This is a genomic window from Bradyrhizobium sp. BR14999 (assembly GCF_056106085.1).
In genome coordinates, this window is sequence record NZ_CM148536.1 from 6,117,734 (window position 1) to 6,140,633 (window position 22,900).

24 protein-coding genes and 1 pseudogene are annotated in these 22,900 nt (G+C 64.2%); 9 read left to right on the top strand and 16 right to left on the bottom strand.

Annotation, left to right across the window (positions count from 1 at the left end; all coding sequences use genetic code 11):
- The first annotated feature begins 425 nt into the window (after positions 1 to 425).
- Together ACR9YP_RS28725 and ACR9YP_RS28730 are read left to right on the top strand one after the other, a co-directional pair.
- Positions 426 to 2,165, top strand: coding sequence for an ATP-binding protein (locus tag ACR9YP_RS28725; RefSeq protein WP_164939471.1), 1,740 nt, complete (start codon positions 426 to 428; stop codon positions 2,163 to 2,165).
- A 331-nt stretch (positions 2,166 to 2,496) separates the two neighbouring features.
- Positions 2,497 to 2,994 (top strand): MgtC/SapB family protein, encoded by a 498-nt coding sequence (locus ACR9YP_RS28730; protein ID WP_474217670.1) that lies wholly within the window; start codon positions 2,497 to 2,499, stop codon positions 2,992 to 2,994.
- 34 nt (positions 2,995 to 3,028) lie between these two features.
- Here the strand turns inward: ACR9YP_RS28730 and ACR9YP_RS28735 are convergent, their stop codons facing one another.
- From ACR9YP_RS28735 to ACR9YP_RS28745, 3 genes are all read right to left on the bottom strand, one after another.
- Positions 3,029 to 3,196 (bottom strand): hypothetical protein, encoded by a 168-nt coding sequence (locus tag ACR9YP_RS28735; RefSeq protein ID WP_165405372.1) that lies wholly within the window; start codon positions 3,194 to 3,196, stop codon positions 3,029 to 3,031.
- A 244-nt stretch (positions 3,197 to 3,440) separates the two neighbouring features.
- Complete coding sequence (locus ACR9YP_RS28740; RefSeq protein WP_164934455.1) at positions 3,441 to 3,584, bottom strand: hypothetical protein; 144 nt, start codon at positions 3,582 to 3,584, stop codon at positions 3,441 to 3,443.
- 143 nt (positions 3,585 to 3,727) lie between these two features.
- Positions 3,728 to 4,351 (bottom strand): ParB-like protein, encoded by a 624-nt coding sequence (locus tag ACR9YP_RS28745; RefSeq protein ID WP_091888661.1) that lies wholly within the window; start codon positions 4,349 to 4,351, stop codon positions 3,728 to 3,730.
- 310 nt (positions 4,352 to 4,661) lie between these two features.
- Between ACR9YP_RS28745 and ACR9YP_RS28750 the strand changes: the two genes are divergently transcribed.
- The 6 genes from ACR9YP_RS28750 (at position 4,662) to ACR9YP_RS28775 (ending at position 9,410) form a co-directional block, all read left to right on the top strand.
- Positions 4,662 to 5,000 carry a hypothetical protein gene (locus ACR9YP_RS28750; protein WP_091888663.1) on the top strand — a complete coding sequence of 113 codons (339 nt, stop codon included), beginning with the start codon at positions 4,662 to 4,664 and terminating at the stop codon, positions 4,998 to 5,000.
- A 203-nt stretch (positions 5,001 to 5,203) separates the two neighbouring features.
- On the top strand, positions 5,204 to 5,491 hold the full coding sequence (locus tag ACR9YP_RS28755) for an acyl carrier protein (protein ID WP_007592476.1): 288 nt from the start codon (positions 5,204 to 5,206) through the stop codon (positions 5,489 to 5,491).
- Positions 5,492 to 5,501: 10 nt separating this feature from the next.
- On the top strand, positions 5,502 to 5,972 hold the full coding sequence (locus tag ACR9YP_RS28760; RefSeq protein WP_091888665.1) for a 3-hydroxyacyl-ACP dehydratase FabZ family protein: 471 nt from the start codon (positions 5,502 to 5,504) through the stop codon (positions 5,970 to 5,972).
- Positions 5,969 to 7,174 (top strand): beta-ketoacyl-ACP synthase, encoded by a 1,206-nt coding sequence (locus ACR9YP_RS28765; protein ID WP_438109130.1) that lies wholly within the window; start codon positions 5,969 to 5,971, stop codon positions 7,172 to 7,174. Before ACR9YP_RS28760 ends, ACR9YP_RS28765 begins: the two co-directional genes overlap by 4 nt.
- A gap of 17 nt (positions 7,175 to 7,191) precedes the next feature.
- Positions 7,192 to 8,469 (top strand): beta-ketoacyl-ACP synthase, encoded by a 1,278-nt coding sequence (locus ACR9YP_RS28770; RefSeq protein ID WP_128934463.1) that lies wholly within the window; start codon positions 7,192 to 7,194, stop codon positions 8,467 to 8,469.
- Between the two features lie 8 nt (positions 8,470 to 8,477).
- Entirely contained in the window at positions 8,478 to 9,410 is a 933-nt protein-coding gene (locus ACR9YP_RS28775; RefSeq protein ID WP_438109132.1) for a lipid A biosynthesis lauroyl acyltransferase, read from the top strand.
- A gap of 9 nt (positions 9,411 to 9,419) precedes the next feature.
- Here ACR9YP_RS28775 and ACR9YP_RS28780 read toward each other — a convergent pair whose 3' ends face one another.
- The 10 genes from ACR9YP_RS28780 to ACR9YP_RS28825 form a co-directional block, all read right to left on the bottom strand.
- The gene (locus tag ACR9YP_RS28780; protein ID WP_244551153.1) at positions 9,420 to 9,809 is read right to left on the bottom strand and encodes a DUF5615 family PIN-like protein; all 390 of its coding nucleotides are present in this window, start codon (positions 9,807 to 9,809) and stop codon (positions 9,420 to 9,422) included.
- Complete coding sequence (locus ACR9YP_RS28785) at positions 9,778 to 10,008, bottom strand: DUF433 domain-containing protein (protein WP_091888676.1); 231 nt, start codon at positions 10,006 to 10,008, stop codon at positions 9,778 to 9,780. The genes ACR9YP_RS28780 and ACR9YP_RS28785 overlap by 32 nt, the downstream gene beginning before the upstream one ends.
- A gap of 82 nt (positions 10,009 to 10,090) precedes the next feature.
- Entirely contained in the window at positions 10,091 to 11,203 is a 1,113-nt protein-coding gene (locus ACR9YP_RS28790) for a polyamine ABC transporter substrate-binding protein (RefSeq protein WP_438109136.1), read from the bottom strand.
- A gap of 7 nt (positions 11,204 to 11,210) precedes the next feature.
- On the bottom strand, positions 11,211 to 12,389 hold the full coding sequence (locus ACR9YP_RS28795; RefSeq protein WP_438109138.1) for an aminotransferase: 1,179 nt from the start codon (positions 12,387 to 12,389) through the stop codon (positions 11,211 to 11,213).
- 8 nt (positions 12,390 to 12,397) lie between these two features.
- Complete coding sequence (locus ACR9YP_RS28800) at positions 12,398 to 12,724, bottom strand: rhodanese-like domain-containing protein (protein ID WP_027571677.1); 327 nt, start codon at positions 12,722 to 12,724, stop codon at positions 12,398 to 12,400.
- 324 nt (positions 12,725 to 13,048) lie between these two features.
- A complete protein-coding gene (locus ACR9YP_RS28805; protein ID WP_438109140.1) occupies positions 13,049 to 14,977 on the bottom strand; it encodes a potassium transporter Kup in 1,929 nt (642 codons plus the stop codon).
- 139 nt (positions 14,978 to 15,116) lie between these two features.
- Complete coding sequence (locus ACR9YP_RS28810) at positions 15,117 to 17,015, bottom strand: potassium transporter Kup (RefSeq protein ID WP_474217671.1); 1,899 nt, start codon at positions 17,013 to 17,015, stop codon at positions 15,117 to 15,119.
- A gap of 180 nt (positions 17,016 to 17,195) precedes the next feature.
- On the bottom strand, positions 17,196 to 18,026 hold the full coding sequence (locus ACR9YP_RS28815) for an OmpA/MotB family protein (protein WP_091888688.1): 831 nt from the start codon (positions 18,024 to 18,026) through the stop codon (positions 17,196 to 17,198).
- A 23-nt stretch (positions 18,027 to 18,049) separates the two neighbouring features.
- Positions 18,050 to 18,823, bottom strand: a complete 774-nt coding sequence (locus ACR9YP_RS28820; RefSeq protein ID WP_018645542.1) for a motility protein A — start codon at positions 18,821 to 18,823, stop codon at positions 18,050 to 18,052.
- A 302-nt stretch (positions 18,824 to 19,125) separates the two neighbouring features.
- Entirely contained in the window at positions 19,126 to 19,950 is an 825-nt protein-coding gene (locus tag ACR9YP_RS28825) for an SDR family NAD(P)-dependent oxidoreductase (RefSeq protein WP_438109142.1), read from the bottom strand.
- Between the two features lie 100 nt (positions 19,951 to 20,050).
- On the opposite strand from ACR9YP_RS28825, the gene ACR9YP_RS28830 reads away from it, so the two are divergent.
- Complete coding sequence (locus ACR9YP_RS28830) at positions 20,051 to 20,344, top strand: hypothetical protein (RefSeq protein WP_091888691.1); 294 nt, start codon at positions 20,051 to 20,053, stop codon at positions 20,342 to 20,344.
- A gap of 17 nt (positions 20,345 to 20,361) precedes the next feature.
- Here ACR9YP_RS28830 and ACR9YP_RS28835 read toward each other — a convergent pair whose 3' ends face one another.
- The 3 genes and pseudogenes from ACR9YP_RS28835 to ACR9YP_RS28845 form a co-directional block, all read right to left on the bottom strand.
- Positions 20,362 to 21,081: an RraA family protein gene (locus ACR9YP_RS28835; protein WP_128934471.1), complete on the bottom strand. Its 720-nt coding sequence runs from the start codon at positions 21,079 to 21,081 to the stop codon at positions 20,362 to 20,364.
- Between the two features lie 122 nt (positions 21,082 to 21,203).
- A complete protein-coding gene (locus tag ACR9YP_RS28840; protein ID WP_249761034.1) occupies positions 21,204 to 22,085 on the bottom strand; it encodes a CDP-alcohol phosphatidyltransferase family protein in 882 nt (293 codons plus the stop codon).
- A gap of 86 nt (positions 22,086 to 22,171) precedes the next feature.
- A pseudogene (locus ACR9YP_RS28845) lies at positions 22,172 to 22,885 on the bottom strand (phosphatidylserine decarboxylase); the annotation flags it as partial.
- Positions 22,886 to 22,900: the final 15 nt, after the last annotated feature.

Sequence of the window (22,900 nt, forward strand, 5' to 3'; positions counted from 1 at the left end):
AAGCGTGGCTGCGATCCGCGGGACCGGATCACGCAATCGGGCGCGGGACGCAAATCGGCGCGCGGGGGCGCTGTGGGACGCGGCCCATTTGTACTAATGTACAAATGATTAGGTCTCGTCAACAAATCTAAGTCGTCACCCGAACCGGATGACCCGACTTGCAGGATGACAATTGTTCCCCGCGCGTCGCGCCTGATGCCCGAATGGTAAAATATTCCCTAAGACCGCCGCGCCACCCCAACGGAACGTAGAAATTGCAGCATTTTTCCCGACGATTCCGCCCATAACTATGTATTGGCGACACGGCTCCCGACCGAATTACGGCGGATTTAACGAAGCGGCCGGGCCTGCGGCTTAACCGTTTGTGCAGCGACGGCCGCGCATAGTCCGGATCAAATCCCTTGCTCTTGCCAGGTTCATTGATCGTGACATCCTTTGGACGCGTGATTTCGGTTCGCGGATCGCTCGCCCGGGTCGGGCTTCTGGCGGAAGGCCGGATGCCGATCTCGGAGGTTCGGGCGACCGTCGGCCGTTTCGTCAGTATCCGCTGCGCCAGCTCGGTCATCGTCGCGATGATCACCGAGGTCTCCTGCGAAAACCTGTCGAGCACCGACAATTACATCGCGATCGCCTCGGTCGACCTGCTCGGCGAGATCCTCAACGCCGCCGACAAGGCCAAATTCCAGCGCGGCGTGACCAACTATCCGACCATCGGCGATGCCGTTGACCTGATCACGAGCCAGGAGCTGCGCACGATCTATGCTCCGACCGGGTCGGACCAGATCAATGTCGGCTTCCTTCAGCAGGACCGCTCGGTCGTCGCCTATGTCGACGTCGAGGAAATGCTGTCCAAGCACTTCGCGGTGCTGGGATCGACCGGCGTCGGCAAATCGACCGGCGTCTCGCTCCTGCTCAACGAGATCCTGAAGGCGCGCCCGAACCTGCGCATCTTCCTGCTCGACGTGCACAACGAATATGGCCGCTGCTTCGGCGATCGCGCGCTGGTGCTCAACCCACGAAACCTGAAGCTGCCGTTCTGGCTGTTCAACTTCGAGGAAATCGTCGACGTGCTGTTCGGCGGCCGCGCCGGCGTGCCCGAGGAGCTCGACATCCTCGCCGAGGTGATCCCGCTCGCCAAGGGCGTCTACACCCAGTACCAGAACGCCGACCGCATCGGTCTCAAGCGCATCGATCCCAAGCAGATCGGCTACACCGTCGACACGCCGGTGCCCTATCGCCTGGTCGACCTGCTGTCGCTGATCGACGAACGCATGGGCAAGCTCGAGAACCGCTCCTCGCGCATCATCTATCACAAGCTGATCTCGCGCATTGAGGCCGTCCGCAACGACCCGCGCTACGCCTTCATGTTCGACAACGCCAATGTCGGCGGTGACACCATGGCGGAGGTGATCAGCCATCTGTTCCGCCTGCCGGCTAACGGCAAGCCGATGACGGTGATGCAGCTCGCCGGCTTCCCGGCCGAGGTGATCGATTCCGTCGTCTCGGTGCTGTGCCGTATGGCCTTCGACTTCGGCCTGTGGAGCGACGGCGTCTCGCCGCTGCTGTTCGTCTGCGAGGAAGCGCATCGCTACGCCTCCGCCGACCGCAACATCGGCTTCGGCCCGACCCGCAAGGCGGTGTCGCGCATCGCCAAGGAGGGGCGCAAATACGGCGTCTATCTCGGCCTCATCACGCAGCGCCCCGCAGAGCTCGACGCCACCATCATCTCCCAGTGCAATACGCTGTTCACGATGCGTCTTGCCAACGATCGCGACCAGGCGCTGCTGCGCGCCGCCGTGTCAGACGCGGCCGCGAACCTCCTGTCCTTCGTGCCCTCGCTCGGCACCCGCGAGGTGCTGGCGTTCGGCGAAGGCGTCGCGCTGCCGACGCGGCTGCGTTTCAAGGAGGTGCCGCCGCACCAATTGCCGCGCGGCGAAGCCACCATCAGCAGCGTGCCCTCGGTCACCTCCGGTCACGACATGCATTTCGTCAGCGCCGTGCTCGAACGCTGGCGCGGCGCCACCTCGCAGCGCGACGTTCCGAACGATCCGGTTTTCGCGGCACCGCCTGCCAAGACGATGTCCAGCCTCGAGGCCCCGATGCTGCAACCCTCGATGGGGCTCGATCCCGACCGCTTCTCGCTGCTGAAGAAGCCGTTGCGGTAAGGCCGCGCTCGCGCTTCAAGCACACTGCCATGCCCCGCGACCCGGCTACGCCAAGGCTTCGCCGAGGTTGTGGTCTAGGGGCGCCGAAGCTTTAGCGTAGGCGGCAGGCGGGGCATCCCGTACGCCGCAGCTTCTCGGTTCAATCACACCCGCCTCTGGAATACTGGATCGCCCGATTAAATCGAGCGATGACAGCCAGGATGTGGCACGTTGAGACGGCCGCCCGCATCGATTATGTTTGCCGGACCAAGCCGCGCTGTCGACCCGGCTGGCGAATTTCACGGGCATGCGACCGAACGGGGACGACTGCCGAAGAAGTGATCGACCGGCTATGACCGAACTCGACTGGCCCGAAATCCTGCTGCGTCTCGGCAGCGCCACGCTCGCCGGCGGCGCGATCGGCCTGAACCGCGATCTGCAGGGCAAGCCGATCGGGCTGAAGACGCTCGGCATCGTCGGGCTCTCCACCGCGGCCGTCGTGCTGCTCGCCGTCGAGTTCGCCGAGCCCGGCAGCATCAACGATGCGGCAAGTCGGGTGATCCAGGGCATCCTGACGGGGATCGGCTTCCTCGGTGCCGGCGTCATTGTCCACGAGAGCAAAGGTTTTCGCGTGAGCGGCCTGACCAGTGCGGCCTGTACGTTCCTTGCCGCCTGCCTCGGCATTATCTGCGGCGCCGGACAATGGAAGATCGTCGCAGCCGCGCTGGCGCTCGCCTTCGTTCTGCTGACGGTCGGCCGCCCCGTCGAGAGCTGGCTGCACCGGATCCTCGGTGGCAAGGACGAGTCGCACGAAGCGGCCTCAGAGCAGGGGCCTGAACGCAGCGCTTAGGCGGCTCCGGCTAACCTCGCACTCTCCGCGCCGCTCAGGTCTTGCGCCGCAGGCTCCAGAGACTCCCGGCGAGCAGGACGGCGGTCACGAGCAGGATGGCGACGAAGGTCTGGATGATGGTGAAGTTCAGCGCATCCCGCGCGACGAACAGCGCGGTGATGGCTCCGGCCAGAACAAACAGAATGCGAAGGATCAGGCTCATCGCCGCGTCTCCGGGTCGGCATGATCCGGAGCCCACTAGCCTTCCGCATTGGACACAATGCGTGTTCGCCCCTCATGCATCGTGACCCTAGCGGCCTGCGCCAGACAGGATTTGCGACATATCAAGGACCCGCGCGCCATCAGGACGCAGGACCTGAGAACCCGCGGATGCGGCTCACCGGCGCGCGAGGCCCGAAGTGATCGCGCGACCGATGCGTTGCGTGCGGCTGCGAAGCGCTATGCCGCTAGTGCTTTGCCATCAACTCGAGTGCCGGAGCAAAGCGCTCGGCGAACGTCAATGTCTTGGCGTGGTGAACTGCGGCAAACGAGGCCGAAACCCCTGCTGACGCGAGGGCGAGCAAGGCAACAGCGAAAAACAGACGGCGCATTCCTGCCTCCTGTGTGAGCCCGATCACCCCAAAGGATGGGACGGCTCTGTTTCAGGAGCGCTTCATGCGGGCGGAAAATGATTTCGCTCAAGAGGCTGTGATGAGGTCCGGATTGCGGTACCGCATGCGGTACAGATGCGCCCCTAATCATCGTCCGCCGGCCCACACCAGCCGGGCAGATAGATCGCATCCTTGCTTCTCGCCGAGGACAGGGCCTTCTCGAGCGCCTTGTCGAAATCGGCATCGATCACCTTGCGCGAGAGTTTTCGGCGCAGATAGTCGGCCCACAGGAATTCGGAGAACGGCGTCGTATCCTTGGCGAAGCCGCCGATGCGGCGGAGCTCGCCGGCGAGGCTGCGGAAGGGGTCATCCTTGAGGTCGGCCACCGATTTCGGCAGGTCGCGGAACGGCCGCCTTTCGCCCTTGGCGTCATAGGGATAGACCCAGCGCTTGTTGTCCATGACGCCCCAGAAGGCCTCGCGCTCGACCATTCTGAGGTCGCCAACGATGGTCACCAGCACGTCCTTGACGCCCTCGTCATGCAGCGCGCGGCCGAGATGATGATGGTCGATCACGTAATAGCGCAGGTCCGGACCGTAGACGACGGGGATCATGTGCTTGCCGAGCAGGTCGGCCTGCTTGTTGCTGTCGCGCTGGCGCCAGCGCTTGCGCTTCTCCTTGACCTCTCGCATGCCGACCGTCATCTGCGTCGGCCGAAGCGACAGGATCGGGACCGGATGCACTCTCGGCTCGCGCGTATTGGTCATGGTCGAACGGTCCCTTGCAATTGGTGGAAACAGGTTCCCTGGACTATGCCATGGTCCGAGGGGAGGCAAAATGCGTTGGGCTGCAGGCCGAGATCACAAGCCGATGTGGACGGGAAATGCCGGCGCGAGCTTCCCAGCCGTTGTTGCAACGCAATCCGCGCATTCCTGACCGCGTCGCGGCCGGCTGTTTGACAGCGCCTATGCAGAATAGTGCGAACAGGAAATGCAGCTACGCGTTGAGAAGATTTTCTGCAACAGGTTCGTCGCGTGTGCTATCTAAAAATCGCTGCTTCGGAGTGATCCCCGCCCCATGACAACCCAGCGGCCCATAAGCTCTGATGACGAGCACCGGGTGCTCCAGTTCAGGCCGCGCACCTCGCCTTCCCCGGTGGTTCGCCGGGGCAACGGCACCGTGCAGCAATTGCGCGCACCCGAGCCACTCGACCTGACGCGCTACGAGCAGCCTCGCACCGAACCGGACGATTTCCGCCACCGCATGCTCGCCAATATCGCGGCGCTCGCCTTCACCATCGCGCTGACCGCGATCGGAATCTGGCTCGCCGTGAGCATCGCGGACCTGCGCCGGACCCAGGATTGCGTGCTGATGGGCCGCCGCGACTGCGTCAAGATCACGACGCCGCATATTTAGCCCCGGCGGACGGGCTATGGCGGGCATCCCCAGCCCTGGTCTGCTCGCCGGCCCGGCTCCATTGAACTCAGGGCGGCGCTCCGATATACGGGCTTTCGACCCGGCCAGAGGGGGGTTTGAGGGCGTCATCAGGGGCGCGATGCCCACCCACCGCGCCACTCTGGAAATCTGACAAATACATGCAATATATCAAAGGCTTAGTGATGTCTTCCACATTCGATCAGGTCGCCACGATCATCGCTGAAACCTGCGACATCCCGCGCGACACGATCACGCCGGATAGTCATGCCATCGATGATCTCGGCATCGACAGCCTCGATTTCCTTGATATCGCCTTCGCAATCGACAAGCAGTTCGGCATCAAGCTGCCGCTGGAAAAGTGGACCCAGGAGGTCAACGACGGCAAGGCGACCACTGAGCAGTATTTCGTGCTGAAGAACCTGTGCGCGCGGATCGACGAGCTCGTCGCGGCCAAGGGCGCGAGCGCCTAAGCGCGCGGCCATGCAACTCGAATACTTCCACATGATCGATCGTATCGTCGACCTCAAGGTCGACGAAAAGACGATCGTCGTCGAGGCCCAAGTCCCGAAGGAGAGCACCGTCTTCGAGGGGCACTTCCCAGGTTATCCCTTGATGCCCGGCGTGCTCCTGATCGAATCGATGGCGCAAGCCTCCGGCTGGCTTCAGCTCGGCGTGTTCAAGTTCGAGCGCATGCCGATCCTGGCCGCCGTGAAGGAGGCCAAGGTCCGCGGTTCGGTCTACCCGGGCGATCTCATGAGCATCGAAGCGAGCCTTACCCATGAAGGCTCGGGCTATGCCATGACCGAAGCCAAGATCAGGGTCGGCGGCAAGCTGCGCGCAAACTCGGCACTCACCTTCACACTGATCCCCTTCCCCAATGCGGATATGCGCGGCTACATGGACGCGTTCGCCAAGCGCATCGGCTTTCCGCAACAGACTGTATCGCCATGACTGAGACTGCTTCGAAGCCCGCCCAGACGGAAGTCTGGATCACCGGCATTGGCCTTGCCACCTCGCTCGGCGAAGGGCTCGACGCCAACTGGGCCGCGCTCCAGGAGAAGCGCATCAATGTCGACGAGAAGGGCTTTGCGCCCTACATCGTGCATCCCTTGATGCCGGTCTCTTTCGACAGCCAGATTCCGAAGAAGGGCGACCAGCGCCAGATGGAAGCCTGGCAGCGTATCGGCACCTATGCCGCGGGCCTTGCGCTCGATTCCGCCGGGATCAAGGGCAACAAGGACATCCTGTCGAAGATCGACATGGTGATCGCCGCCGGCGGCGGCGAGCGCGACCTCAACGTCGACACCGGCGTGCTCACGGCCGAGGCCAAGGGCGCCAACGCGCCCGGCTTCCTCAACGAGCGGCTGATGAGCGATCTGCGCCCCACCCTGTTCCTGGCCCAGCTTTCCAACCTACTCGCCGGCAACATCGCCATCGTCCATGGTCTCGGCGGCACCTCGCGCACCTTCATGGGTGAAGAGGTCGCCGGCGCCGACGCCGCCCGCATTGCGCTCGCGCGCATTGCCTCGGGCGAGAGCGACATCGCGCTGGTCGGCGGCTCGCACAATGGCGAGCGCAAGGACCTGCTGGTCCTCTACGAATTCGGCGACTTCAACCTGAAGGACAAGTTCGCTCCGGTGTGGGCGCGCAAGGACCATCCCGGCTTCGCGCTCGGTTCGGCCGGCGCCTTCCTGGTGCTGGAATCGCGGGCGCATGCAGAGGCGCGCGGCGCCAAGCCGTTCGCGAAGCTGTCGAGCGTCGTTGCCGACCTCGCCCGGCGCAAGCAGGGTGGCGACATGACTGCGACGCTGGAGAAGCTTTGGGAAAAGCTGCCCAAGCGCGCGGGCAAGGGCGCGATCATATCGGGCGCGACCGGCGCCGAGCCCGCGACCTCGGAAGAGCGCAGCTTCCTGAAGAGCCATGCCGATCTCCCGGTGCGCTCGACCGGCACGATGTTCGGCCACACCATGGAAACGCAATTCCCGCTCGGCATTGCCCTCGCCGCACTGTCGATCTCGCGCGGCGCGCTGTTCCCGCCGAATGATTCGACGGGGACCGAGATTGAAATGCAGGGCGCACCCACCCAGATCGTGGTGGTAGGGGCCGGACACTGGCGCGGCGAAGGCATGGCGCTGGTCGAGGCAGTGAGCTAGCTGAATCGGGGATCGACATGACTGCACCACGCGACAAATTCGGGCGTCCCGTCGTCGTCGTCACCGGCATGGGCATCATGACCTCGCTCGGCGCCGGCAAGGCCGACAATTGGGCGAAGCTGGTCGCCGGCGAATCCGGTATTCGCACCATCACGCGCTTTCCGATCGACGGCCTCAGGACCACGATGGCCGGTACGGTGGATTTCGTCAGCGTCGATCCGTTCTCCTCCACCGCGCTCTCGGAGCGGATGGCCGAGCTGGTGACGGAGGAAGCGCTCGAGCAGGCCGGCATCGGCGCCAAGGCGGATTTCCCTGGTCCCCTCTTCCTCGCGGTTGCACCGGTCGAGGTCGAATGGCCGCAGCGTCGCGAACTCGGTCGCGCCGTCGGCCAGCTCGACATCACCTATGACGATCTGCTGCGCATTTCCGGCGGCGGCAAGTACAGCGCCTACCATCATCGCTTCATGTTCGGCTCTGTCGCCGCGCATCTCGCCGAGACGTTCGGCACCAAGGGCTCGCCGATCTCGCTGTCGACGGCCTGCGCCTCGGGCGCGACCTCGATCCAGCTCGGCGTCGAGGCGATCCGCCGCGGCGAGACAGACGCCGCGCTGTGCGTCGCGACCGACGGCACCGTGAACCCGGAAGCGCTGGTGCGCTTCTCGCTGCTTTCGGCGCTGTCGACCCAGAACGATCCGCCGCAGGCGGCCTCCCGCCCCTTCTCCAAGAACCGCGATGGTTTTGTGATGGCCGAAGGCGCCGGCGCGCTGGTGCTCGAAAGCTACGAGGCGGCGACTGCGCGCGGCGCAAAGATCCTCGGCGTGATCGCCGGCTGCGGCGAGCTCACCGATTCCTTCCATCGCACCCGCTCCTCGCCCGATGGCAAGCCGATCATCGGCTGCATGAACAAGACGCTGGCCGATGCCGGCATGACGCCGGACCAGATCGACCACATCAACGCGCACGGCACCTCGACACCCGAAAACGACAAGATGGAGTTCAACACGACATCGGCGGTGTTCGGCGAGCTCGCGCAGAAGATTCCGGTCACCTCCAACAAATCGATGGTCGGCCACACGATCTCGGCTGCCGGCGCGGTCGAGGCGATCTTCTCGCTGCTCACGCTCGAGCACCAGCGCATCCCGCCGACGATCAACTACGAGACCCCGGATCCCACGATCCTGTTCAACGTCGTCGGCAACAAGGCGCGCGATGCCCGCGTCACTGCGGTGATGTCGAACTCGTTCGGCTTCGGCGGCCAGAACGCCTCGCTGATCCTGACTCGCGAACCGGCCTGACCGGACGCATGGCGCTGCTGACTGCGAGGACGAAAGCCCGCGCGCGGGAGGCTGCCAAATCGATCGGAGGCAGCCTGATCGGCGCCGCCACGGTCGGCCTGCTGCGCACCACGCGCTATTTCGATCCGGTCAAGACCTCGGATTTTTTCGCACGCGTCGTAAAGCTGATCGGGCCGCGCCTGCGTGAGCATCGCATCGGCCGCGCCAACCTCACCGCGGCCTTCCCCGAGAAGTCGCCGGAAGAGATCGAAAACATCCTGATGGGCGTGTGGGACAATCTCGGCCGCGTCGGCGCCGAGTTCGCCCATATCGACCATGTCTGGGATTATGACCGCGATCACCCGGAAAAGAGCCGGATCGAATTGTCGCCGCGCAGCATCGAGTTGTTCGACCAGATCCGCGACGACGGCAAGCCTGCGCTGATCTTCGCCGCGCATCTCGCCAACTGGGAATTGCCGGCGCTCGCCGCCGTCGCGCATGGGCTGGATACCGCGATCCTCTATCGCCGGCCGAACATCGCCGCTGCCGACCGCATCATCCAGGAGATGCGTCAGGTCAACATGGGCACGCTGATCCCTGCGGGGCGCGACGCGCCGCTTCGCCTTGCGCAGGCGCTGAAGGACGGCAAGCACGTCGCCATGCTGATCGACCAGTACCTCACCGCCGGCGTCGAGGTCACCTTCTTCGGGCGCAAGACCCGCGCCAACCCGATGCTGGCCCGCCTGCTGCGCCAGATCGAATGCCCGATCCACGGCGTCCGCATCATACGCCTGCCTGGTGGCCGCTTTCGCGGCGAGCTGACCGAGGAGATCAAACCGGTCCGCGATGCCGACGGCAAGATCGACATCCAGGGTACGACGCAGGCGATCACGAGCGTCGTGGAAAGCTGGGTGCGCGAGCATCCCGAGCAGTGGCTGTGGTTGCATAGAAGGTGGCGGTAGGCGCGGACGTTACTTGGCAAGAGGTCGCATTCGGACTCGACCGGGCTCGATCACCGAGAAATGTCCCGCCCAATCGTCACGACCCAAGACCAGATCGGCGATCACTTTGCCGATCCGCCCAGGAGCAGGCGGAGGAACACGCAAGAGCACGATGCCGCATGTGGAGGGAAGCGAAGACGCTTTCGCCAGCTCCCCAAAATCCTTGTCGAAGGTGAGCAAGATTCGTCTTTCTTTCGACGCTTGCGCCAACACTTCGTGGTCGCTGCTGCCGGGTGCAGACGTCCTGATCCAGACGACATCATGACCAGACGCACGAAGTGCGGCTACTGCGGAACCAGGAAAATTCTCATCGGCCAGGAAGCGCATCTCAGGCAGCGCTTGGATGAACCCTTTCGACACTCAGCGAATCGCGTGCGTAAGCCAGGCACGCAAGAATGTCGTCGCGTGAAATGCCGGGGTAATTGGCCAAGATGTCGGCCTCGCTCCAGCCGTCCGCCATCAACCCAATGATGAACTCCACCGCAATGCGCGTCCCGGTGATCACCGGCTTGCCGGCAAGCACATCAGGCGCAAGCGAGATGCGAGGATGATCCGTCATTGCTCAAGGCCTAGTCTGTTCAGCTGAGGCAGATAATACACCAATTCGGGCGGGATAGCGAATTTGGAACCTGCCTTTCGATCTACCTTCCCGTCTTCACCTTGGTCCAGAGCCTATTGATGATGCGCTGGGTCGCCGGCTCGCGCGCCGTGATGACGAACAGTTTTGCGAGCGTCGCCTCGTCCGGATAGATGTTCTTGTCGTTCAGGATATTCGGATCGACCAGCTTCTGGCTGGCGAGGTTACCGTTGGCGTAGGACAAAAAGTCCGAGTTCTTGGCGGCGACGTCGGGCCGGTAGAGATAGTTGATCAGCTCGTAGGCCTCATTGACGTTCTTGGCATCGGCGGGGATCGCAAGATTGTCGAAAAACATCTGCGCGCCCTCTTTGGGAATCGCGTAGCCGATCTCGATGCCGCTCTTGGCTTCCGCAGCGCGGGCGCGAGCCTGCATGATGTCGCCGGACCAGCCGACCACGAAGCAGATCTCGCCAGTCGCGAGCGCGCTCAGATATTCGGAGGAGTGGAACTTGCGCACGGACGGGCGGACCTTGGCGACGGCGTCGGCGGCCTTCTCGAGGTCGGCCTGCTTGGTCGAGTTCGGATCGAGCCCGAGATAGTTTAGCGCCGCCGGAAAGATGTCGTCGGCGGAGTCGAGCATGTGCACGCCGCAGTCTCTGAATTTTGCCAGGTTCTCTGGCTTGAACACGATGTCCCAGCTGTCGATCTTCGCGTCCGGTCCCAGGATCTGCTTCACCTTGGCGACGTTGTAGCCGATGCCCGTCGTGCCCCACATGTAGTTGGCGGCGTAGACATTGCCGGGATCGTAGGTCGCAAGATGCTTGGTCACCATCGGCCAGGCATTGGCGAGGTTCGGCAGCTTCGACTTGTCGAGCTTCTGGAAGATGTTGGCCTTGATCTGGCGCTGCAGGAAATAGGCGGTGGGCACCACGACGTCGTAGCCGGACTTGCCGGCCATCAGGCGTGTCTCCAGCGTCTCGTTGGCATCGAAGGTGTCGTAGACCACCTTGATGCCTGTCTCCTTGGTGAAGGCCTCAAGGACATCCGGCGCCATGTAGTTGGACCAGTTGTAGAAGTTGACGACCCGCTCCTCGGCCTTGGCGGGAGCGGAGAGCAACGTCAGCGCTGCGGCGATTGCAAGACCGAGGCAAAGCCTGGAGCGGCCGACGTTTGTCATCTCAAATCTACCTCTTGCGGCCGCGCACCGCGTCCGACAGCCGCTCCAGTGCGGTGTCGAGGGTCTCGTCCTTCTTGGCAAAACAGAAGCGGACCACTGATGTCACCGGGTCCTGCTCGTAGAAGGCCGAGACCGGGATCGCCGCCACCTTGTAATCCCTGACGATCCGCCAGCAGAACTCGGTGTCGCTCTCGTTGAGTCCGAGCGGCGACAGGTCGACGGTGAGGAAGTAGGTGCCTTGCGACTTCAGCACGGGGAAGCCGAGGCTCTCCAGCCCCCTGGTCAGACGGTCCCTGCTCCGCGTCAAATCCTTGCGCATCGACAGGAAGTAGTCGTCGGATTTGCCGAGGCCGTAGGCGACGGCGGCCTGCAGGTTCGGCGCGGTGGTGAAGGTCAGGAACTGGTGCACCTTGGCAGCAACGCGCAACAGCGGCGGCGCGGCGCAGACGAAGCCGATCTTCCAACCCGTGAGCGAGAAGATCTTGCCGGCCGAGCCGACCTTGATGGTGCGCTCGCGCATGCCGGGGATGGTGATCAGCGGAATGTGCTTGTGCTCGTCGAAGGTGACGTGCTCCCAGACCTCGTCGCAGATCGCGATGACGTCGAATTCCTGGCAGTAGCGCGCCAGCAGCTCGAGGTCCTCGCGCGGATACACAACCGCCGAGGGATTCAAGGGGTTGTTGAACAGCACCGCCTTGGTCTTTGAATTGAAGACGCTTTTCAGCATGTCCTCATTCAACCGCCAATGCGGCGGCTCGAGGCGGACGAGGCGCGGAATGCCGCCGGCCTGGCGGATGATCGGCAAATAGGAATCATAGACCGGCTGGAAGCAGACCACCTCGTCGCCGGGCTGGACCACCGCGAGAATCGCCGAGGTCAGCGCCTCGGTGCCGCCGGAGGTCACCATCACCTCGCTCATCGGATCGAGCTTGAGCCCGTGCCAATGGCCGTAATGGGTCGCGATCGCCTGGCGCAGCTCCGGCAGGCCCATCATCGAGGGGTATTGGTTGTAGCCGTTCAGCGAGGCCTCGGCCGCGGCGCGGCGGATGTCCTCGGGGCCGGGATCGTCGGGAAAGCCCTGGCCGAGATTGATGGCGGCATTGTCGCGCGCAGCCTGCGACATCGCCTCGAAGATGGTGACGGGAAGGTCGGCGAAGACCTTGTTCAGGGAAGAGCCTTTGGACATCGGGTGGGTCAGCCACCGACCTTGCTGGGAAGACCGGCCGCCTTCCAGCCCAGCATGCCGCCGGCCAGATGCTTGTCGTAAGGCAGGCCCGCCGCCTGCGCGGCCAGCGAGGCTGTCACCGAGCGCTTGCCCGAGCGGCAGGCGAACACGACCTCCTTGCCTTGGGGATCAGGGATCGCCTTGGGATCGAAGGTCGAGAGCGGAACCACGACGCCATAGGGATAGGCTTCGGCCTGAACCTCGTTCGGCTCACGGACATCGACAAGCAGATAGCGCCCTTCCGCGACACCTTTGGAGACCTCGTCCGGGGTCAGATCCTGTACCTGATTTGCCACATCATCCTCCAACGTCGCAGGCATATGCCGGGGCGCCCCCGGCCGGCGGGCAACCTCGCCTCTCGGGACGCGAAAATCAAGCGCTACAAAGGCTTGAGCCACGCGGCGCAAGTTAAAGCTAAATCGCAGCGACTTGAAGTGCAGGTTTCAGATGCCTGAAACTCCTGCTTCAACTCCCGCCACGCATTCGGTGTCATTCCCCGCGAAGGCGGGGAATCCAGTACGCCGCGGCTCCTCGGTTCTAGCCGCACCGTCTCTGGAATACTGGATCGCCCGGTCCAGTGCGCAAGTGCGCACAAGGCCGGGCGACGACAGCGATGGGAGCTAGATCGTCACCTGCGTGCCGACCTCGACCACGCGGCCTGAGGGGATCTGGAAATAGTCGGTGGCATCGTTCGCCGAGCGGCTCAGCGAGATGAACAGCCGGTCCTGCCAGCGCGGCATGCCGGAATGCGCGGCGGGCTTCAGCGCCCTGCGCGACAGGAAGAACGAGGTCGACATGATGTCGAACTGCCAGCCGAGCTTGCGCGCGATCGCCAGCGCCTTGGGCACGTTGGGCGATTCCATGAAGCCGAACTTCAGCGTCACCTTGGTGAAGGTCGGTGAGATCTGCTCCAGCCTCACCCGCTCGGTCGGGTCGATGCGCGGGGTCTGCGCGGTCTCGATGGTGAGAATGACGTTCTTCTCGTGCAGCACCTTGTAGTGCTTCAGACTATGCATCAGCGCGGTCGGCGCGCTGAGCGGGTCCGAGGTCAGGAACACGGCGGTGCCGGGCACGCGCTGGGGCGGTCGCTTCTCCAGCATTGCAACGAGGTCGGCGAGCGGGAACTCGAGCTTGCGCGACTTATCGAACAAGAGCCGGCTGCCGCGCCGCCACGTATACATCAGGAGGATCATGAGCGCGCCGAGCGCCAGGGGCACCCAGCCGCCTTCGAAGACCTTGAGCAAGTTCGCGGCGAGGAAGGTCAGGTCGAGGAATAGGAACGGCACAATCAGGGCGGCGGCCGCGACCGGCGACCACCGCCAGACCTTCCAGATCACGACAAAGCCCATCATCGCCGTGACCACCATGGTGCCGGTGACGGAGATGCCGTAGGCCGACGCCAGCGCGCTGGAGGAGCGGAACAGCAGCACCAGCAGCACCACCGCGACTAGCAGCAACTGGTTGATGCGCGGGATGAAGATCTGGCCGGAATGGGCTTCCGACGTATGGCGAATTTCGAAGCGTGGCAGCAGCCCGAGCTGGATCGCCTGGCGCGTCAGCGAATAGGCACCGGTGATCACCGCCTGGCTCGCGATCACCGTCGCCATGGTGGCCAGCACAACCATGCTGCCGCGGAAAAAGCCTTGCGGAAACAGCTGGAAGAACGGGCTCACGATCGCGCCGGGATCGCCGAGCACGAGAGCGCCCTGCCCCAGATAATTCAGCGCCAGCGATGGCAGCACGATCGACAGCCAAGCGGTCTGGATCGGCCGCTTGCCGAAATGACCAAGGTCGGCATAGAGCGCCTCGGCGCCGGTCACAGCCAGAAACACCGCACCCAGCGTGATGAAGCCGATGATGCCATGGTGCAGCATGAATGACACGGCGTAGAGGGGGTTCAACGCGAGCAGCACCTGCGGCTGCTGGATAATCGGATGGATCGCCGCCGCCGCGAGGACTGCGAACCAGACGCACATGATCGGCCCGAAGAAGGCCGCAACGCGCGCCGTGCCGCGTGACTGCACGGCGAACAGACAAACCAGGATAAGGACGGTCAGCGGAACGATGTAAGGCTCGAACGTCAAGGTGACGTCCTTCATGCCTTCGATCGCCGACAGAACCGAGAGCGCCGGTGTGATCACGGCATCGCCGTAGAACAGCGCGCCGGAGATGATGCCGAGCAGGACGATGGTCGCCCCGCCCGTGCCGACCGCGCGCTGGGCCAGTGCCATCAGTGCGAGCGTGCCGCCCTCGCCATTGTTGTCGGCGCGGAGCAGGATCACGACGTATTTGAGTGTCACCACGACGATGAGCGCCCACAGGATCAGCGAGAGCACGCCGAGCACGGCGGCCTGCGTCGGCAACCCGTCTGCGCCTGAGGCGGCCATCACCGCCTCGCGGAATGCGTAGAGCGGGCTGGTGCCGATATCGCCATAGACGACGCCGATGCTGCCAAGCGTCAGCGCACCGAATCCGGCTGTGGTGTGGGCGTCGCCATGCCCGTTGGCCGCCGCCGTCTCCGGGGCGGGAACTGCTACGTCACTGGTCATGGGAGAGCCCGATGGCCTCAAAATGCTTCACTGCACAACGGCGGAAGAGCGCGCGGGCTTATAGTCCTGCGCTGCCAGCATAGCCTAGCCCGATTCTGGGCCCTTACCATGCAAATTAGCATAGGTCCGCCAATTGCGGTCAAATGGTGACTTGGGTGCCGACTTCAACCACCCGCCCGGTGGGAATCTGGAAATAGTCGGTAGCGTCATTGGCGGACCGGCTCAGCGCAATGAAGAGATGGTCCTGCCAGAGCGGCATGCCCGATTGCGCCGAGGCCTTCAGCGACCTCCGCGACACGAAGAACGACGTCGACATGATGTCGAACTGCCAACCCTGCTTGCGCGCAATCGCGAGCGCCTTGGGCACGTTCGGCTGCTCCATGAAGCCGAAGCGCAGGCGGACCTTCGAGAATTTGTCGCTGATCTTCTCCATGCGGAACCGCTCCGACAGGTCGACCCGCGGCGTATGCGCGGTCTCGATGGTCAGGATCACGTTGTGCTCGTGCAGCACCTTATTGTGCTTGAGATTGTGCAGCAGCGCGGTCGGGACGAACGAGGGATCGCTGGTCAGGAACACCGCGGTGCCCTTGACGATGTGCGGCGGCCGCTTCTCCAGGCTCCGGATCAGATCGTCCAGCGGCACCTCGATCCGGCGCGTCTTCTGGATCAGGATTCCCGAGCCGCGCCGCCAGGTCCAGATCGTCCCCGCCATGAGCACGCCGAACAGCAGCGGCACCCAGGCGCCTTCGAGCAGCTTGAGCAGGTTGGCGCTGAAGAAGCTCATATCGACGACGACGAAGGGCACGATGACGGCAGCGGCGGTGGCGGCGCGCCAGTTCCACAATTTCCAGATCACGACGAAGCCCATGATGCCGTCGGCGACCATGGTGGTGGAGACCGCGATGCCATAGGCCGAAGCCAGATTGCTGGGGGTGTGGAACAGCAGCACCAGCAGCATCACGCCGATCAGCAGCAACCGGTTCACGCGCGGCAGATAGATCTGGCCAGCGTGAGTCTCGGAGGTGTAGCGCACCTCGAAGCGTGGCAGCAGGCCAAGCTGCACCGCCTGATAGACCAGCGAATAGGCGCCGGTAATCACCGCCTGGCTCGCGATCACCGTGGCGGCGGTCGCAAGCCCGACCAGCGGCAGCACCAGACCTTCAGGCACCATGCGGTAGAAGGAATGCTCGATCGCGCTGGGATCGGACAGCACCAACGCGCCCTGCCCGAAATAGTTGATCAAGAGCGCGGGCAGCACGAAGAACATCCAGGCCGACTGGATCGGCTTGCGGCCGAAATGACCGAGATCGGCATAGAGCGCCTCGCCGCCGGTCACCGCCAGGAACACGGCGCCGAGGGTCACAAGGCCAATCGTGCCGTGCGACAGCAGGAATTGTAGCGCGTAGTAGGGATTGATCGCCGCAAGCACCGAGGGATCGTCGGCGATGTGGACGGCGCCCATCACCGCAAGGCAGGTGAACCAGACCACCATCACCGGCCCGAAGGCGGAGGCCACCAGCGCCGTCCCCTTGCTCTGGACCGCGAACAGCAGCGCCAGGATGAGAACGGTGAGCGGCACGACATAGTGCTCGAACGCGGGGGTTGCGAGCTTGAGGCCTTCGACCGCCGACAGCACCGAAATCGCCGGCGTGATCATGGAATCGCCGATGAACATGGAGGCGCCGACCACGCCGAGCGCGAGCAGGAACCAGCTCCGCCACCCTAGCGCGCGCTGGCCGAGCGCCATCAGCGAGAGCGTGCCGCCCTCCCCGTTGTTGTCGGCGCGCAGCAGCAGCAGGACATATTTGGCAGTGACGACAATCAGGAGCGCCCACAGGATCAGCGAGAGTACGCCGAGCACCATGACCCGTGAGACCGGCTCGCCATGCGCCGCGCCCCTGACGGCCTCGTGGAATGCGTAGAGCGGCGAGGTGCCGATGTCGCCGAAGACGACGCCGATGCTCCCGAGCGTGAGGGACCAAAAGCCCGCGGTGACCGGCCCTTCCTGGGTCTCAGTCGATGTGATGCTCGCCGTCATGAGGGTGGAAAACGCTTCGTCCCTGAATTTGATCCGGCGCCTTTTGACGCTTCCGGCGCGCCTGTCAATCGGCACCCCACCTTAGCAGGTTAGCAGGCGCCGAGGCGGATGCTGTGACGGCGCGGCCACGCCGTCACCTGCGCGACGACATGCCTCAGGTAAGATGGTAACGCAAGAGACCTACGGCTTCAGATTCGGCGGCAGCGGCGGATCTTCGCGCATCAAGGTGATGGTCACCCGCCGGTTGGCTGCGAGCGAGGGATCGTCCGGAAACAGCGGCTGGGTGTCCGCCTTGCCGGAAACAGCGAAGATGTGCGACGGCGGCAGTCCCTCGCGTTCGAGGATCTGGCGCACGGCATTGGCGCGGTCGGCCGACAGATCGAAGGCGCCGTAGTCGCTGCGGACCGGCACGAAACCCGCCGCGGTGTGGCCGGCGATGGAGACGCGCAGCGGCGTCGCCTTGAGCGGGACAGCGAGCTTTTCGACCAGGCGGCGGGTGCGGTCATACGGCACCTTGGAGCCGTCGGCGAACATCGAGCGGCCGTCCTGGTCGACGATCTCCAGATTGAGGCCCTGCTTGGTCTCCTCGAACATGATGTGCTTGGACATCTCGGTCAGTTCCGGCATGTCCTGCAACGCCTGGCGCAGCGAGGCCGCAGCGAGCGCGAAATTGCGGTCGACCTTGATCTTCGCGCCCGAGGTGCGGTCGCGGTCCTCCTGGTCGGGCGTCGGCGTGTTGGAGGCATCCTCGGGCTGGATGTGGTCGACGTTCTTCAGCCGCGGGCGGGTCGGCAGACCGTCGGACTCGACGATGCCGGCATAGCGCGCCTCGCTCTGCACGCCGAAGGCGTCGCGCATCGATCCGGCGACGATCTTCAGCTTGTTGGCATCCTGGGTCGAGAAGGCGACGAGCATCACGAAGAAGCTCATCATCAGGCCCATCAAGTCGGCGAAGGTCACGAACCAGCCGTGACCGCCGCCGTGGGCATCGCCGCGTTTCTTCTTGGCCATGGCCTAAATCCGGATGCGCGCGATCAGGCCGGCACCGGCTCACCCTCGGCGTGACGATGCTTCTCCGGCAGATAGGCCAGCAGCATTTCACGCACCAGGGTCGGGCTCTTGGAGTCGCGGATCATCAGGATGCCGTCGATGATGAGGGTGCGGTTGGTCTCTTCATCCAGCAGCTTGCCGTGCAGCTTGTCGGCGATCGGCAGACAGAACAGGTTCGCAACCAGCGCGCCGTAGAGCGTGGCGAGCAGCGCGGTCGCCATGAACGGGCCGAGCTTGGAGGGATCGGTCATGTTGGCGAACATCTGCACCATGCCGATCAGCGTGCCGATCATGCCGAAGGCCGGGGCACAGTCGCCGATGGCACGGTAGATCTTGCTGCCCTCGTCCAGATGCATCAGGAAGTTGTCGCGGTCGCGCTCGAGATTGTCGCGGATGAAGTCGAGGTCATAGCCGTCGGCGACGTAGCGGATGCCCTTGGCGAGGAAGGGTTCGTCGGTCTCGACCTTTTCGAGACCCACCGGGCCCTGCTTGCGGGCAATCTCGGCGATGCGGGCGAGCTCGTCGACGAGGTCGTGGGCCGACAGCCGGCTCATGGTGAAGGCGAACTTCGCGCCGAGCGGAAGGCCGTGCAGGAGCGCCGAGAGCGGGAAGCGGATCATGGTGGCGGAGATCGAGCCGCCGAAGATGATGATCATGGCATGTTCGGAGATGAACATGTGGAGATCGCCACCCATGAAGATCATCGCGGTGATGACGATGATGCCGGCCGTGAGCCCAACGCCCGTCATGATATCCATGGGAGACTCCAACGCGTACGCAACAACGGCCGTCCTGGCCGCTGGCGCGGCCCAACCCCGAACCGCAGCGGAAACCCTAGAGCGCCGCCCTTAAAGCCGCGTAAAGGTTAAGTCCGGACAGTGGGGGTACGCCGTGCTGCAGGCGCTGCGATTGCCGGCCGGCGGCAGGAATCTCAACATTTCGCTAACCATAACCGGCCACGCTAGCATGATCCGGAAAAGTGTGCAGCGGTTTTCCGAAAAGATCATGCTCATACAATAACCTAAAGCGCGATGACGATTCATCCTGATCTCATCGCGCTTTAGGGCGATAGCCCCGTCAGCTCCAGGCTGAGCGCGCGCAGGCGCTTGCGTGCGTCGGCATCGTAGGCCTGCGGATTTGCGCGTGCCTCGTTCATGCCGTTGAAAAACAATCCGCTTCTATCAGCGACGTCGTCGCCCTCGACAAGGTGCAAGATCGCCGCACCGCCTTGCTCCACCGTAGACATCGGCGTGATGCCGCCGGCGCGCACCATCGTGGTGTTCATGTAGGTCGCGGGATGCAGCGCGTTCACGGTGATGCCGGTGCCCTTCAATTCCCGCGCCAGATCGATCGTGAACATGATCTGCGCGAGCTTGCTCTGCGCATAGGCGCGCGAGCCGCTGTAGCCCCTGGTGATCATGACGTCGTCGAAATCGATCGGGTGCTGGCCGAGCGAGGCGACGTTGACGATGCGCGACGGCGCCGCCGTTTTCAAAAATGGCAGCAACAGATGGACGAGCAGGAAGCCAGCGAGATAGTTCACGGCAAATCGCAGCTCGTGACCGTCGGCACTGACCTGCCGCTGCGGCCCGTCATTCTGCGAGCCAATGCCGGCATTGCTGACCAGGACGTCGAGGCGCTGGTGATCACGCATCACGGCCTCCGCCAGCGCACGTGTGCCCGACATCGATGACAGGTCGGCCTGGTAGAAAGTCGGCGCGATACCGCCGGCCTTGACGATCTCGTCGCTCAACGTCTTCGCACGCGCCGCGTCGCGGCCATGAATCAGGACGCTCGCACCTTCTTCAACCAGCCGGCGCGCAACGTAGCGGCCGACGCCGTCGGTCGAGCCGGTGATCAGAACCGTTTTGCCCTTCATCCTCATTGCGCGTCCTCCGACTGCGGCCCTGCGTCACATCCGTGACGCGCCATCATGCGGTATTCTCCGGCTGTGCGGCATGCTCCATCGCAGGAGCCGATTTGCCATGTTGACGTTGTTCAGTCTTCTCACCGCGCTGCCCGCGGTGTTAGCACTCCACCTGCTCGAGCCGGAACTGGTTCTGCCGGCATTCAGCGTCCTGCTTTTTGTCGAGGCCGGCTTCGCCGTGATCGCGGCGCGCTTGATTCATCTCCCGGACAATGCGGACAACATCACCCTTTGGGATCTTGCCGGCGGCTTCACCCTGATCGGATGCGCCGCCGCAGTGTTCGGTGAGCCGGATCAAGCCGCCCTGCTTCTGACGGAACAAGGCGACCCACGGCCGGCATCGCCGCCGTAGGCCGCTTCGTCACGCGTTTAGTGAATCTCCGCCGAGCGCTTCAGCGCGGCCTTGAGCTTCTCCAGCGAGAAGTCGGGACTGCGCGCGATCTCCAGGATCGGCGTCTCGCGGCGGCCGCAGAGCTCGGCGGCTTCGGGCAGCTTTGCCGCGACGTCGAGCGGAATCACGATGGCGCCGTGCTGGTCGGCATGGATCAGATCGTCCGACTTCACGGTCATGCCGGCGACGCGCACCTCGCCGCCAAAGCTCTCGGCATGCACCCAGGCATGCGAAGGACCGATCGAGCCAGCGAGCGCCTGGAAACCAGGGGCCCATTGCGGGATGTCGCGGATCGAGCCGTCGGTGATCACGCCGAGGCAGCCGAGCGCCTTGTGCACATTGCTCTGCACCTCGCCCCAGAACGCGCCGTAGCCGACATCAGGACCGTCGATATCCTGGATCACCGAGATGCGCGGGCCGTGACCGGTGCCGACATATTCGTAATATTCGATGCGGCGCTTGGACTGCTCCTCGGCAGGAAGCGAGGATTTCAACACCGAGCGGATCGCAACCGTGCGGGCATAGCCGACGATCGGCGGCAAATCGGGGAACGGACAGACCAGCTGCTTGGTGGTGTAGCCGATCAGCCGTCGCTCCGGCGCCACGATCTCCATGGCATTGCAGATCGTCGGCGTGTCGTAGCGGCCCAGCGCTTCGAGGACGGAAGCGGGCAGCGGCCCGGTCGCGGAATTGGTCACGGCGTTCTCTCCCACATTGGCGGCCGCTGTTGGCGCGGTGCCGCCGGCACAGGGCGATATAGCCGAGATCAGGCTTCAACCCAACTCGGCGCGCCTCATGGCAGATATCCGCGTGTGGCCGCTTAGTGCAGCCGGCCGGGCCGGTCGTCGTCGTGCGGCGGCTCCGACAAATTCGCCAGCGTCGGTGCCGAAGGCGGTGACGGGACCTCGCCTCCCGCCGGCGCGGTGGTTTCCATCGCACGCGCCTGATCGCGGTAGGATTTGTAGCCGAGCGGCAGGCAGAGCAGATAAAGCACCGTGCCGATCGACAGCACGTGCCAGGGATAGGCGATCAAGATCGCGATAAAGACGATCACGGCGACGAACGCCGGCAGCACCAGTTCCGGCGGCACGCGCATGCGCTTGGTCTTGCCGGAGAACACCGGCAGGCGCGACACCATCAGGAACGCGATCAAAAGCGTATAGGCCGCCGTTACCGCCGCCGGCCAGCGCCCGAGATCGAGGAACGCGACATAGATCGGCAGCAGCACGGTGATCGCGCCGGCCGGCGCCGGCACGCCGGTGAAGAAATTGGCGGCGAAGGCCGGCTTGTTGGGATCGTCCATGGTGGCGTTGAAGCGCGCCAGGCGCAGGCCGCCAGAGATCGCGAACACCATCGCGGCGATCCAACCGGCATTGCCGAGCTCGTGCAATTGCCAGAAATACAGCATCAGGCCGGGCGCCACGCCGAAATTGACGAAATCGGCGAGGCTGTCGAGCTCGGCGCCGAATTTGGACTGGCCCTTGATCATGCGCGCGATGCGGCCGTCGATGCCGTCGAGTGCCGCCGCGAACACGATGGCGTAGACGGCGAGCGACATCCGCCCCTCGATCGACAGCCGGATCGAGGTCAGGCCGGCGCAGATCGCCAGCAGCGTGATGACGTTGGGCACCAGCATCCGCACCGGAATCGGACGGAACCGCCGCCGGCGCGTGTCAGGATCTCTCAAATCGTAGGGCGTCATGGCTCGTCCTCACCTCAAGGCGAGATATAGCAAGCCGCGCTCCCCTCCGCCATTGCGGCGGAAGGGCCACATGCACCGACTATTGGTTAATTGGCGCGATAGCTGCGGCTCGGGTCATCCCCGGCAAGATCGGCCAAAATCGTCTCGCCGGCGATCGCGGTCTGCCCTTCCGACACCAGCGCCTTGGTGCCAACAGGCAAATAGACGTCGAGGCGCGAGCCGAAGCGGATCAGGCCGAAGCGCTCACCGGCACCGATCGCCTGCCCTTCCTTGACGAAGCAGACGATGCGCTTGGCCACGAGGCCGGCGATCTGGATCACGCCGATCCGCGCGGTCGGTGTCGTGATCACCAGTGAGTTGCGCTCATTGTCCTCGCTCGCCTTGTCCAGCTCGGCATTGATGAACAGGCCAGGCCGGTAGGCGATGCGGTCCACCCTGCCCGCTACGGGAGCGCGATTCACGTGGCAGTTGAACACGCTCATGAACACCGAGACGCGCGGCAGCGGCCGGTCGCCTAGCCCGAGCTCGGCCGGCGGCAGCGCCATGGTGATCATCGAGATGCGGCCATCCGCCGGCGACACCACGAGCCCCTCGCGCACCGGCGTGACCCGGACGGGATCGCGGAAGAACAGCGCGCACCAGACGGTCAGGATCGTGCCGATCCACCCCAGAGGGGACCACAGCCAGAACAGGATCAGGCTTGCCAGCGCAAAGCCGCCGATGAAGGGATAGCCCTCCTTGTGGATCGGCGGGATCTGACGCTGGATCGAATCGAGAATGGACATCGCTCTCTGCCGCTGAAGGGTTGACGGCGC